The organism is Halostagnicola kamekurae (assembly GCF_900116205.1).
Taxonomy (GTDB): Archaea; Halobacteriota; Halobacteria; order Halobacteriales; family Natrialbaceae; genus Halostagnicola; species Halostagnicola kamekurae.
The window spans coordinates 91,982-104,785 of the sequence record NZ_FOZS01000001.1; the positions used below are offsets into that span (position 1 = coordinate 91,982).

At 64.4% G+C, this 12,804-nt stretch carries 12 protein-coding genes; 5 read left to right on the plus strand and 7 right to left on the minus strand.

Going from position 1 to position 12,804, the window contains the following annotated elements; genetic code table 11:
• Positions 1-51: 51 nt before the first annotated feature.
• Positions 52-1,998, plus strand: a complete 1,947-nt coding sequence (locus BM348_RS00475; RefSeq protein ID WP_092900500.1) for an acyl-CoA dehydrogenase family protein — start codon at positions 52-54, stop codon at positions 1,996-1,998.
• Positions 1,999-2,011: 13 nt separating this feature from the next.
• On the opposite strand, the gene hjc is transcribed toward BM348_RS00475, so the two are convergent.
• The 5 genes from hjc to BM348_RS00500 form a co-directional block, all read right to left on the minus strand.
• Positions 2,012-2,536, minus strand: coding sequence for a Holliday junction resolvase Hjc (gene hjc / locus BM348_RS00480; protein WP_092900504.1), 525 nt, complete (start codon positions 2,534-2,536; stop codon positions 2,012-2,014).
• Positions 2,537-2,698: 162 nt separating this feature from the next.
• The gene (locus BM348_RS00485) at positions 2,699-3,499 is read right to left on the minus strand and encodes a CPBP family intramembrane glutamic endopeptidase (RefSeq protein WP_092900506.1); all 801 of its coding nucleotides are present in this window, start codon (positions 3,497-3,499) and stop codon (positions 2,699-2,701) included.
• 82 nt (positions 3,500-3,581) lie between these two features.
• The gene (locus BM348_RS00490; RefSeq protein ID WP_139231117.1) at positions 3,582-3,815 is read right to left on the minus strand and encodes a DUF7511 domain-containing protein; all 234 of its coding nucleotides are present in this window, start codon (positions 3,813-3,815) and stop codon (positions 3,582-3,584) included.
• Between the two features lie 225 nt (positions 3,816-4,040).
• Entirely contained in the window at positions 4,041-4,574 is a 534-nt protein-coding gene (locus BM348_RS00495) for a DoxX family membrane protein (RefSeq protein ID WP_092900509.1), read from the minus strand.
• Between the two features lie 261 nt (positions 4,575-4,835).
• Positions 4,836-6,119 (minus strand): adenosylhomocysteinase, encoded by a 1,284-nt coding sequence (locus BM348_RS00500; protein WP_092900510.1) that lies wholly within the window; start codon positions 6,117-6,119, stop codon positions 4,836-4,838.
• 305 nt (positions 6,120-6,424) lie between these two features.
• Between BM348_RS00500 and BM348_RS00505 the strand changes: the two genes are divergently transcribed.
• The 3 genes from BM348_RS00505 to BM348_RS00515 all read left to right on the plus strand — a co-directional run bounded on the left by BM348_RS00505 (position 6,425) and on the right by BM348_RS00515 (position 10,357).
• Positions 6,425-7,333, plus strand: coding sequence for a winged helix-turn-helix domain-containing protein (locus BM348_RS00505; protein WP_175507070.1), 909 nt, complete (start codon positions 6,425-6,427; stop codon positions 7,331-7,333).
• A 180-nt stretch (positions 7,334-7,513) separates the two neighbouring features.
• Entirely contained in the window at positions 7,514-8,212 is a 699-nt protein-coding gene (locus tag BM348_RS00510) for a hypothetical protein (protein WP_245779372.1), read from the plus strand.
• 384 nt (positions 8,213-8,596) lie between these two features.
• Positions 8,597-10,357: a nitrite/sulfite reductase gene (locus tag BM348_RS00515; protein WP_092900525.1), complete on the plus strand. Its 1,761-nt coding sequence runs from the start codon at positions 8,597-8,599 to the stop codon at positions 10,355-10,357.
• Positions 10,358-10,668: 311 nt separating this feature from the next.
• Here the strand turns inward: BM348_RS00515 and BM348_RS00520 are convergent, their stop codons facing one another.
• Together BM348_RS00520 and larE are read right to left on the minus strand one after the other, a co-directional pair.
• Positions 10,669-11,025 (minus strand): hypothetical protein, encoded by a 357-nt coding sequence (locus BM348_RS00520; protein ID WP_092900537.1) that lies wholly within the window; start codon positions 11,023-11,025, stop codon positions 10,669-10,671.
• A gap of 189 nt (positions 11,026-11,214) precedes the next feature.
• The gene (larE, locus tag BM348_RS00525) at positions 11,215-12,108 is read right to left on the minus strand and encodes an ATP-dependent sacrificial sulfur transferase LarE (RefSeq protein ID WP_092900541.1); all 894 of its coding nucleotides are present in this window, start codon (positions 12,106-12,108) and stop codon (positions 11,215-11,217) included.
• 133 nt (positions 12,109-12,241) lie between these two features.
• Here larE and BM348_RS00530 point away from each other — a divergent pair, with 133 nt between their 5' ends.
• Positions 12,242-12,766 (plus strand): PH domain-containing protein, encoded by a 525-nt coding sequence (locus tag BM348_RS00530; protein WP_092900544.1) that lies wholly within the window; start codon positions 12,242-12,244, stop codon positions 12,764-12,766.
• The last annotated feature ends 38 nt before the right edge of the window (positions 12,767-12,804 follow it).

Here is a 12,804-nt window from a genome sequence, read left to right on the forward strand (position 1 = left end):
TCCGCTCGAGGTGCAGCCGTTTTATTGTAATTCGTCAACTATACGCACGATATGTGTTCGAGGATCGATTTCGGCGAGTTCGAGGAGGGGCGGGGCGTCAACTACTGGGCTCTCGATCGCACCCTCCAGCGCGAACTCGAGCGGATCTACACCGAATCCGAATTCGCGTGGGCGGCGCCCAGGCTCTCGTCGTTCGGTCGCACAGTCGGCCACACGATCGCCGACAACGCAGACTACATCGACGACAACGGGCCGGTACTCGAGCCCTACGACAAACACGGCGACGTTCAAAACTACGTTCGGTACCCCGCCGAGCAACGCGAAAACGAGGAGTTGGCCTACGAGGCGGGCATCGTCGCGGACTCGTTTCGCGCGCCGCCGGGCCGCGAGGAACCGATGCCGTACAGTCACAACCTCGCGATGCAGTACCTGCTCAGTTACGCCGATCCCGGCTTCGACTGTCCCGTCGCGATGACGACGGGCGTGGCGCTCGTTCTCGAGAAGTTCGGCGACGAGGAGCTCGAGCCCTACTACAGCGCCCTCACGAGTCGCGACCACGCCGACCTGATCGAGGGCGCGATGTTTCTCACCGAAAAACAGGGTGGAAGCGACGTCGGGGCCAACGAGACCCGCGCCGCGTTCGACGAGGAATCGGGCTACTGGCGACTCGAGGGCGAGAAGTGGTTCTGTTCGAACGTCGACGCTGAGGGAACCCTCGCGCTCGCGCGCACCGCGGATGCGCCGGCCGGGACCGACGGCCTCTCGCTGTTTCTCGTCCCTCACGCCGATCCGGAGGGTGGCGCGCTGACCAAACGCGAGCGTCGAGAGCGCGCCGCGGCGGCGGGCGGGAATCGCGGGCTACCGCCCGGGGATCTCAACGATCAGTACTATCGCCGGCTGAAGGACAAACTCGGGACCATCTCGGTTCCGACCGGCGAAGTGGAGTTCACGGGCGCGAAGGGGATCCTCGTCGGCGAGGAGGGAAACGGGTTCAAGCAGATGACTGAGATGCTCAACGTCGAGCGACTCTCCAACGCCGCGGCGTCGTGTGGACTCATGGGTCGTGCGCTCCTCGAGAGTCGGATCTACGCGGCGAACCGGGAAGCCTTCGGCAAACCGATCGAGGAGCACCCGCTGCTGCGAGTCGACCTGGTCGACATGACCGTCGATCACGAGGCCGCGACGGCGTTCACGTTCGAGGCCGCGCGACTGTTCTCGGAACGCGAGCGACTCGAGCGCGAAAACGGCGAGAATCGTGGAAGTCTGAAGGGCCGAGAGAATCCCGAGAGCCGGGAAAGTCGACGGGGCCACGGAAACTCTGAGAAGCGGGGGACTCGAGAGGGTGAGACGCCCGAGGACACCTACCGGCTGCTGCGACTTTTGATACCGATCGCGAAGGCCCGAACCGCGCGGATGGCGGTCGACACCGCCTCCTACGCCATGGAGGTCCACGGTGGCAACGGCTACGTCGACGACTTCGTCACCAATCGACTGCTTCGGGACGCGCAGGTCCTGCCGATCTGGGAGGGGACCGAGAACGTTCTCTCGCTCGATGTGCTCCGGGCGCTCGAGCGTGAGGGCGCTCACGAACCGTTCTTCGAAGCCGTACGGGAGCGACTCGAGGGCGTGACCCATCCCGTCCTCGAGGAATCCGCCGCGGTCGTCGAATCTGAGTTCCGCGACCTCGCGGACGCGATGGCGGCGCTCGCCGACGCCGAGACCGACGACGCGCAGTTGGCGGCGAAGCGACTCGCCCACTACGTCTTCGACGTCTTTACCGCCGCGCTCCTCCTTGAGCAGGCTCAGGCAGGTCTCGAGGGCGGAGACGGGCGAACGGCGCTCGTCGCGAGGCAGTTCGTCGCGAACGAACTCGAGGAACGGGACGCACGCGGGATCGCGGACGGTGATCGAACGCCCATAGAGCGCTTCGAAGCCATCGTGCACTACGGATCGGTCGAGCCGGACGAACTGGAGCGGGCGACGACCGGCGGGGAGTGACCGCGAGCGAGCGCTACTCGAGCAGGGTCGCGGCTTCCTCGACGTCCATGACGCCCTGTTCGACCGCGTTGAGCACGCGGACGATTTCGGGGTCGGGGCCGGTGTCGACGCCGCCCTCGTCGATCTCCTCGAGGGTGACCTTCTCGCTCTCGCCGACGAACTCGGCGAAGTCGGTACCCTCGGCGATGGCCGTCTCGCTTTTGACGCGATAGTTGCCGCCGTCGGTGACGTGGAGGTCGCCGGGGTGGAAGAAGTACCAGTCCTCGCGGTCGAACCGGACGCCGATGCGGGGTTTCGCGCCGAAGTTCTGCGCGAAGTAGGTGAGCGCCTCGACCTCCTCGCCGGTGAGATAGATCGGGTCGCCCGAACTCGATTTGGCTTCGATCGCGTAGAAAGTCTCGCCGTCGCCGGCGAGCACGTCCGGCAGTTCCCGTTCGGTCGCCGACCCGCTCGCCGGGGCGCGCATCACCGCAAAGCCCGCCTCGTCGAGGAGGTTGACGAGTTCGCGCTCGCGGCGATCGCCTTTCGCCTGGGACATATCTCACACTCACGTGTGGCCCCTCTTAAACGAGGCGACCCGGCGTCGAGCGCGGGCGGTTCGGTGCGGTTCGCGCGCCGGGGGCGATAGAGGATAATCGAACGCGTCGCAGCCGGTGCGCCGAACCGATGCACCGAGATCCGACGCGTCGCTTCCCGGCAGTTACAGCGGGACGAACGCGACGGCGGTTTCGAGGAGCAGCGACGGCAGTTCCCCGGAGTCGGCGTACTCGAGTTGCAGGTAGAGCAGTCCGAACTGAAAGAGGTTGAAGCCGGCGTGTGCGACCGTCGGGACGAGCACGTTGTCCGTTCTGGCGTACGCGTAGCCGAAGATCAGCGAGCCACAGAAGACGGCGACCAGCGAGACGAGCATGCCGGACAGTGACCCGCTGGCGACGTACGACGGGATGTGGACGAGCGCGAAGATCAGACTCGCCGCGAGGACCGCGCCGTCCCGACTGAGCGACTCGTAGAGGCGCTTTTGAACGATGTTTCGGAAGAAGAACTCCTCGGCCGGCGCGTTCGCGAAGACCACGATCGCGAACATCGCGAGCAGCAAGATCCGGTCGTCGCCGACGAGGGAGACGACCTGGTTCGAGCTCTGGGGCAACTCGAGGAACTGGATGAGGAATCCGAAGACGACGATGAACAGAATGCTCCCGAGCGTCGCCGCGATGGCCCACGCCCAGTCGCCGAACGTGGGAATTCGGAGATCGACGAACGACCAGCCGCGGTCGGTGACGGCAAGGTAGATCGCGCCGGCGAGAAAGAATCCGCCGAAGTTCAGCAGTAGCATGACGATCGTCAGACCCCGATCGGCCTGCTGGTTCGGATCGCCAAGCGCGGGCTCGAGTAGCGCGAGCGGAGTCACGAGAACGTTGACGAGGACGTAGGCGAACGCCGCGAGACCGAACCCGACGAGAACGGATCGTGCTGGACTCTCAGAACGAGTCGACGGTGCCATGGCATGGCGTACATCGACGAACCCCTTGGGCGTTCCTTTTGCAGAAGAGGGAGTGAGACAGAAGGGAAGACGCGTCAGTTCCCTAGCGCATCTCGGAGAGGTCGACGTAGGATCCCGTCTCGGCGGTGATCCAGTGGGTGGCGATCTCGTGATCGGTGCAGTTCCGAGGGTACATCGTACAGGCATCCGGGCCGTCCTCGTACGCTGCCGTGACGTGCTCGAGCGCACCGGCCGACTCCGTATCCGCCTCGAGCGTATCATCGTCCGAGATATCGCGGCGTGAAACGTTGGACATTGTGGATCGTTCCGTACTCATATCTTGGGGCAGTAGAAGATATATGTTTTGATTGTGTTCAGATTTAGCGTATGGGTACACATTCGTAGCTATATCTTCCAAATATGGTTGGGTTTCGATATTTCGTCGTGATAGTTGGCTGCGAATCGGACGACCGTCCGCACGAAGCGGCGTCCGGGGGTGATAGGCGGCTTCGCCCGGTCGAAAACGCACCGCCCTGGGACTGCCGGTTGTGGGGGACCGAGGCTATCCGAGGACGTACCGCAGGGACGGGAAGCGCTCCACCAGCGAGTGCTCCTCGAGGTAGCGGTCGGCGCCGAGGACCCGTCCGGCCGCGAACGCGCCCAGCGCGAGGAAGACCGCGGCGTAGACGAACTGATCGTTGACCGCGCCGCCGGCGACGTCCCAGCTACCCAGGTAGAAAAGCACCATCTGGGTCGCCGCTCCGAGCGCCGCCAGTCGGACGAACAGGCCGGCGAGCAGGGCCAGCCCGATCAGGATCTGGGTCGCGGGAACGATGACGTCCACCGCGGCCATCATCGATGCGTTCTCGGCCATCGCGCCGAAGATTCCGCTCGCCGGGCTCGCCGGATCGACGTTCGACAGGTACCCGTAGGCGCTAAAATCACTCGTGAACTTCCCCCACCCTGCCGACAGCATGACCCAGCCCATGACGAGCCGAAGGCCGACGATCGCCCACACGCCGAGCTGATGCGGACGGCCCTCGAGTCGAATCCCGCCGAGCGTGCTTTCCAACCGGTTTGCCGAAGTGTCTGTCATTGTCGGTCACCTTACAGCTAGTCGTTGGCTTCGAACCCGCATATACCGTACAGAGACTTCTTATCGGGCGGGAAGTTGTACGTCGGAACGAGACGGTCTGCAAAGAGCGACGACGAGTGCTGTTTCTCCGGAAGACGCGATTCGTGTTCTGGAAGCCACAGGCGGAACCGAGAGCGTGGCGTGACGCGACATATACCGACACCCATTAGTCCGCGAAAATACGTCTCTACGCTCCGTTCGCTCGCGGTTCCGCGTGCTCTCTTACGTTCCGTGGTCCCACGAGCCCATGTACTCGCGCTGGACGTCTGTCAACGAGTCGAAGTCGACGCCTTCGGCCTCGAGTTTGATCTCCGCGATCTCTTTGTCCAGTTCGTCGGGGACGTCGTGCACGCCGGCGTCGTACTCATCGCCGTTCTCGAGCATCTCCCGCACGCAGACGGCCTGAATGCCGAAGCTCTGGTCCATCACTTCGACGGGGTGGCCGAGCGAGACGGGTGCCGCGAGGTTGACCAGTCGTCCCTCGGCGATCACGTTCAATCGGCGTCCGTCGTCCATCTCGTAGGCCTCGACGCCGTCGCGGGCCTCGTAGCGGTCGACCGCGAGGTCGTCGAGCGCGTCGAGGTCGATCTCGATGTCGAAGTGGCCCGCGTTCGCGAGCAAGACGCCGTCTTTCATCGACTCGAAGTGCTCTTCGACGATTACATCCCGGTTGCCCGTCGTCGTCAGGAATACGTCGCCGACCTCGGCGGCCTCGGCCATCGGCATGACCTCGTAGCCCTCCATGTGGGCCTCGAGCGCGCGGCGCGGTTCGACTTCGGTGACGATGACGTTCGCGTTCTGGCCGGCGGCCTTCTTCGCGACGCCCTTGCCGCAGTAGCCGTAGCCCGCGACGACGACGTTCTTGCCCGCCCACGAGAGGTTGGTGGTCATGGCGATGGAGGCCAGCGAGGACTCGCCGGTGCCGTGGACGTTGTCGAACAGGCGTTTCATCGGCGTGTCGTTGACCGCGAAGACGGGGTACTCGAGCGCGCCGTCGTCGTCCATCGCGCGCAGGCGGTGGACGCCGGTGGTCGTCTCCTCGGCCCCGCCGACGATGCCGTCGATCAGTTCGGGGTAGTCCTCGTGGATCGCGGCGACGAGGTCCATGCCGTCGTCGACGGTGACGGTCGGCTCGAGGTCGATGACGGCTTCGATCGCCTCATAATATTCGTCGTCGTCGACGCCGCGTTTCGCGTAGCTCGTGATGTTCTCGTGGGTGTCGAGCGCCGCGCTCACGTCGTCGTGGGTCGAGAGGGGGTTACAGCCCGTGACCGCGACCTCGGCGCCGCCGTCGGCGAGCGTTTCGACCAGAATCGCCGTCTTCGCCTCGACGTGCATCGCCATCGCGATCCGTTCGCCCTCGAAGGGCTGGGCGGTCTCGAACTCGTCGCCGACCGCCTCCATGATCGGCATGTGCTGGGCGGCCCAGTCCATCTTTCGGCGACCCTCTTCTCGAGTCCCCTCGAGATCGTCTAGCTGCTTGCTGATCGGCGGGTACGCTGTCATGGCTGAACAGAGTGTGACCGGCGGGAAAACGCTACCGAACCGGGTCGAACGCGAGCGAGTTACTCGGACTCACACGCGGGATATTCGGCCGGCCCTGGGACGCGGCAGGTCGAGCGAGTTCAACCAGACTCGAGCAGACACAAGTGATGTCAACAGCTTCCAGCGGGCCACGGCAGACCACGGCGAACTCAATCGGACGCCAGCAGACAAGCGATCGCGGCGAGCGACCGCAATCGACCTCTGCGGTGACGGGTCGGGGACCCACCGGACGAACACTAATACGGTTGCCCCCGAAATCGAAGTGTATGCCGAACGAGGAGGAAGCCGCAGAGGCGTTCGGCGTCCTGGCAGACCCGACGCGGATCGCGATCCTCCGCGCGTTCGCGGAGGCGCTTGATCAGAACGACGACTGGTCGGACGACCCGATGCCGATACTCTCGTTTTCCGACGTCTACGAGCGTATCGACGCCGATTCGACGTCACAGCTCTCCTACCACCTGGAGAAGCTCGACGGCACCTACCTCCGGCAGGTCGACGAGGGGTGGAAGTTCACGTTCGCGGGCGAATCCGTCGTCCGACTCTTCCTGTCGGGAGCCTACGCCGGGAGCGTGACGTTCGAACCGGTCGCGGTCGAGGGACGATGCCCGTTCTGCGATGCCGAGGCGCTCCGGGTAGTGGTCGACGACCTCGCCCTGCTGTACGAGTGCAACGACTGCGAGCGCCGAACGGGCGGGATGCACGTGACGCCCGCCCAGGTTCGCGGTCGCGACGCGGAGTCGTTACTCGCGAGCGCTAACGCGGATCGAGCGACGCTCTTCTGGCGGTTTCGAGAGAACATCTGCAACGAATGTGGCGGCGCCGTCGACGTCGAGTTTCACGACGGGTCGGCGGCAGGAAGCGATGTCAAGTGGACGGTCCGCGGGCGGTGTCGACAGTGTTGGCGAGTCGTCCACGGCCCGCCGTCGATCTGGCTCGCGACACACCCCGCGTCGACGGCCTTTCACTGGGACAACGGAATCGACGCCCGCACGTTCGGGTTTCGTTACCTGCTGAACCGACTCGAGTCCGGCGACTGGCGGACCGAGCGCGTCGCTCCCGACGAGTACGAGACCACCTATCGCGTCGACGACGCGGAACTCCGCCTCACGGTTGACGACGATCTGTCGGTGCTGCGGACCGAGCGCGTCCGACGGAATTCGGCCCTCGACACGTGATCCACTCGGATTCCTGACTCAACGATCGTTGAGCGATACCGCCGCGGCACGCGGCCGGTCCGACGGCCGATGCCGAACCGCGGCGAAATGGCTCAACGGCCCTTGTGAAGTCGATCGAACACGTGTCTATTATTCGATAATACTTACGTAGAGCCTCGGCAGAAATCGCCACGAACATACATGCTGATTGCTACCGAACGCCATCGATCGAGCGAGGGAACGAACGGAAGCAACGAGGGGGGTAGTCCCTCGAGTCGCCTCCTCCGGTGGCTCCTCCTGTGTTCGACGCCGGTCCTCCTCGGCGTGGCGCTGTGGCTCCACCCCGCCGCCGGCGAGAATACGTACGAGTCGCTCGCGGCGGTCGCGGACACCTGGTATTTCATACACGTCCTGTTGTTGCCCTTGTTCGGGTTACTCGGCGTTTGCCTCTACGTCATGTTAGACGGGTACGACGGCCCCGTTGCCACGATCGGTCGGGCCGGAGCCGCTATCTACCTCACGTTCTACACCGGATTCGAGGCGATCGCCGGCATCGCAGCGGGGATCCTGATCCGGGAAACGCAGTCGCTCCCGCACGCCCAGCGGGACGGTGTCGCGACGGCGGTCGAAACGATGGTCTCCGATCCGATCGTCGGCGGGGCAGCCCTGGTCGGCACCGTCGGATCGATCGTCGCGGTGGCCGCGATCGCCGTCTGTTACCGCCGGTCCGGCGCGCCGATCGTCCCCCTCAGCCTCCTCGCCGGCGTGCCCGTCACGGCCGTTGCGCACGGGGAGGGGTACGCCGACGTCTTCGGTATGGCACTGTTTCTCGTCGCCGTCGTCTGGCTCGAGTTCGGCTGGCGGCGAGTTGGCGACCGGCCGTCGCCGCAGTCCGCGTGAGGTCGCTGGGAGTTTCGTGAGTTCGGACCACCGCGACCGAAGGGTGACGGGTACGTCCCAAGTCCGAACGTCGTACTCGATTCCTCGAGCGCGATACGTCGTGCTTGAGTGCCAACGACGGCCACGATCGGTCGTGACTCACCGCGAAAGCGATGAAAAGACGGTGGCTGCTACGGCCGATAACTTCGATCATCGTCCTAGTACACACAATATGTCATTGTACATCGGGTAGTCGTCGGAGAATACGATGATATTTGCCCAATTGTAAACGGTTACCATTATATTGTTCACTACCATGGCTATAAAGCGTACATTGAGCAATGATCCAATTAGAATATACAGATTTAGAAGACGAGTGTTCAGTCCATGTTGGGGTGACCGTCGATGGTTCATAAAAAAGAGGAGTACAAAGAGGACTGCTACGGCGACGAAGTCCGAGAACACATCCTCGAGTTCGCCGACGGAGGCTTCGAGTCGATTCCAGAGGACGAACGAGACAAGTGGTTCACCCGGTTCAAGTTCTGGGGGCTGTTCCACCAGCGCGACGGTCAGGAATCGTACTTCATGATGCGGCTGACGAACGCGAGCGGCGTGCTCGAGCCCGGGCAGCTCCGCGCGATCGGCGAGGTCGCTCGCGACTACGCGACCGGCCCGGTCGAAAACCCGGAGTTCGGGAACGGCTTTCTCGACCTGACGACCCGCCAGTCGGTCCAACTCCACTGGCTCGATCTCGAGGAGGTTCCAGACGTCTGGGAGCGCCTCGAGTCGGCGGGCGTCTCGAGTCGATCCGCGGGCGGTGACACGATGCGAAACATCTCCGGCGGCGCGCTCGCCGGTAAGATCGACGAGTATGTCGACTCGCTGTCGCTGCTCGAGGAGTTTCAGGAGAAGTGTCGCGGCGACGACGCGCTGTCGAACATGCCCCGGAAGTTCAACATCAGCGCGACGGGTTCGAAAGACGGCAGCGCCCAGGACTCGCTCAACGACATCGGTTTCGAGGCGGCCCGCAAGGAGATCGACGGCGAGGTCGTCAAGGGATTCAACGTGCGCGTCGGCGGCGGCCTCGGCGGTCGCCAGCCCCGTGCGGCGACGCCGCTCGACATCTTCGTCACGCCCGAGAACGCCTACGAGGTCGGCCGCGGCTTCGTCGAACTCTACCACGACTACGGCAACCGGACGACGCGGGCGAAGAACCGCTCGCGGTTTTTCGTCGAGGACTGGGGCGAGGAGAAGATCCGCGAAACGCTCCAGGAGGAGTACGTCGACTTCGAGCTGAAAACCGCCGGCGAGGACTTCCGCGAGGAGTACACGTACAACGCGGGTCGACCGAACGGAGACGGCCCCCGAGATTACGTCGGCGTCGGCGACCAATCCGACGGGACGAACTACGTCGGGCTGACCGTCCCCGTCGGACGGCTCCCCGCGGAAGACGCGATCGCGATCGCCGATCTGGCCAACGAGTACGGCTCCGGCGAAATTCGACTCACCCGGCGACAGAACTGCATCATCACGGACGTTCCCGACGAGAACCTCGAGGGGCTTCTCGCGGAACCGCTGCTCGAGACCTACCCGCCGGAACCGAGCGTCTTCGACCGCGGCGCGATGGCCTGTACCGGCACCGAGTTCTGTTCGATCGCGCTGACCGAGACGAAAGCGCGGATGGCGAAGATGTTGCGCTGGCTCAACGCCAACGTCGACCTCCCCGACGACGTCGAGCAGATCCGCATGCACTACTCGGGGTGTACGGCCGACTGCGGACAGGCGATGACGGCCGATATCGGCCTGCAGGGCATGCGCGCCCGCAAGGACGGCGAGATGGTCGAGGCCTTCGACATCGGCGTCGGCGGCGGGGTCGGCGAGGACCCCTCGTTCGTCGAGTGGATCCAACAGCGCGTGCCGGCCGACGAGGCGCCGATGGCGATCAAGCGGCTCCTCGAGGCCTTCGCGGCCCACCGGGAGGAAGGACAGACGTTCCGCCAGTGGGTCGAAGCGACCGGCACCGAAGCCCTCGTCGAGTTCTGCGAACCCGCCGAGTCGGACTTCGAGGCGCCGTACATGGACGACGGCAAACAGGCGTGGTACCCCTTCGCCGACGACGATGCCGCGGCGAACGCCGACGGCTCCGCCGCGCCGGGCGACGACTGAGATGACTCGAGAACGCCTGCGAACCGGTCGGCCCGTCGACTGCCTCAAGCAGGTAGCGAACGACTCGGACGGCGAAAAGCGACGGCACTCCACGCACCGGCAACACGCTTCGGTCGATGCGGCCCCGGAGTTGTTCGACGAAGGGAACGTAGGATAGCGTTTCTGCACTGCGTTTCGAGTCCAAGCGGCGCGACCGTGTTCGACGGGCTAAGCCACGAAACGACGACGGGTGGTAAGCCGCGGAACGGCGACGAGCGCTCAGATCCAACGGAGGGCGACAGCAACTGCACGCGAGCGGCGTCGGGTCCGGACTACCGGTGTTCGCACGTCCGGTCGTGTGCGTACTCGACGGCGTCCTCGAGCGACCCGGGCCCGTCGTAGCTCGCCGAAAAGAGTTCCATGAAGCGCCGGGCGATTTTTCCGCAGCGTTCGAAGGTGAGGACGGTTCTGACGGTGTTCGTCTCAGAGATGTCGAGGCCCGGATAGCTGGTCGTCGTGAGCGTGTAACCCGGATGGTCTTCGCCGTCCAGCGACGCCGGTGCGACCTTGACCCGGAGGTCGCCCGATTCGTGGCGATAGAGTCGGTACTGCATTTCCCGATCGCTGTCCGCTGGTGTGTAGCTCCTGTGTTCCGCTTCGGTCCAGTCTGGGGGAACCTCGATCTCCATCGTGTCCCCCTATTCAGGCAAGGGATACGTTCGTATCGTATTACGCAATATTCCCGGACGTTAGTTGAGAAATCGGACCAATGAGTGGTTTTGCTGGTCGAAGAAGATTATATTCTGGACGAACGTGTTTCAGATGTCGTCGAAGTCGAAGAATTCGCCTATCGCGTGTCGAGCCTCGGCCGAGGGCCGTCAGTCCGTACTCGGGACGTCGTCGTCGACGCTCGCTCCATCGACATCCGCGCTGACGACGTCCCTCCCGCTGGCATCCGTGCCGTCGGTCTCGGGGCTCACGCTCCCGGTCCGGTAGCCGTGGAGGTCGAGGGTGACGTGTTCGAAGCCGATATCCGAAAGAGCATCGCGCGCGGCTTCGACGAAGGCCGGGTCGAGCGCGACCTCGAGCTCGTCGGGGGCGACCTCGATTCGCGCGAGCCCGTCGTGGTCGCGCACGCGGAACTGGTCGAACCCCCAGTCGCGGAGGACGGCTTCGGCCTGCTCGACGCGGGTGAGTCGCTCCTCGGTGACCGAAATCCCCGTCGGGATGCGAGAGGACAGACAGGCCATCGACGGTTTGTCCGCGACCGAGAGGTCGTAGCGTTCGGCGATCTCGCGAACCTCGTCTTTCGTGATGTCGTGGGCCAAAAGCGGCGAGGCGACGTCGAGTTCTTCGACCGCCTGCAACCCCGGTCGGTGACCCGCGCCGGGGTCGTCGGCGTTAGTTCCGTCACAGACCGTCCCGACGTCGAGTCGTCTGGCCGTCTCGAGCATCTCACCCAGCCGCATGGTCCGACAGTGATAGCACCGATCGCCGTCGTTCTCGACGAAGTCGTCGCTCTCGAGTTCGGAGAAGGAGACGATCTCGTGGCGGATGCCGATCTCCGTTGCGACCCGCCTCGCGTCCTCGAGTTCGGCCTCGGGAAGCGTCTCGCTCTTTGCCGTACAGGCGACGGCGTCCTCGCCCAGCGCGTCGTGTGCGATGGCGGCCACGACGCTCGAGTCCACCCCGCCGGAGAACGCGACCAGCGCGCCGTCGCGGCTCGCGAGGTCGGCGCGGGCGGCCTCGAGTTTGGTTTCGACCGAAGTCATGCCCACCCGTTCGGACCGGACGGGCAAAAGGACGTTGTCGCCGCGGTCGGCACTCGGTCACCGCCGGAACGTCGCGGTAAGCACACCATTCTCGCGACAGCTTTACGGTGACCAACGGAATAGCGAGGGGGCAATGGCCTTCGGCTCCACGCCGGACTGGTTTCACCTGAGCGACGAGCACGACATCGTCTGGGAGAGTCGTCCGCACCCGGTCGCGATGGGGACCGGACTCCCGGTCGGCGTCCTCGTCACGCTCGTCGGGATCGTCGTCGTCGGCTGGAGTACGGCGAGCGAAACCACCCTGTTTCTGGCGATCGGCTTCGCGCTCGCGCTCGTCGGCGTCTCGCTGGTGCTCGTTCGATACCTGGTCTGGACGAACACCCGCTATGTCATCACGACCGCCGAACTCTACAAGAAAGATGGCGTCGTCTCGAGAGACGTCACCCAGTTTCGCCTCGAGCGCGTCCAGAACATCAGCCTCGAGCAAGACGCGGTCGGTCGACTGCTTGGGTACGGGAATCTGACGGTCTACACCGCAGGGTCGGGCGATCCGGAGCTAATATTCGAGCACGTTCCCAGACCCGACCACGCGAGTAGTCTGCTGAGCGATCAACTCCAGAACGTCTCCGAGCGGTCGGGTCAGCACCAACAGCCCTGATTTCGTCTCGGTCTCGTCTTCGGGGTGCTCACGCTCCG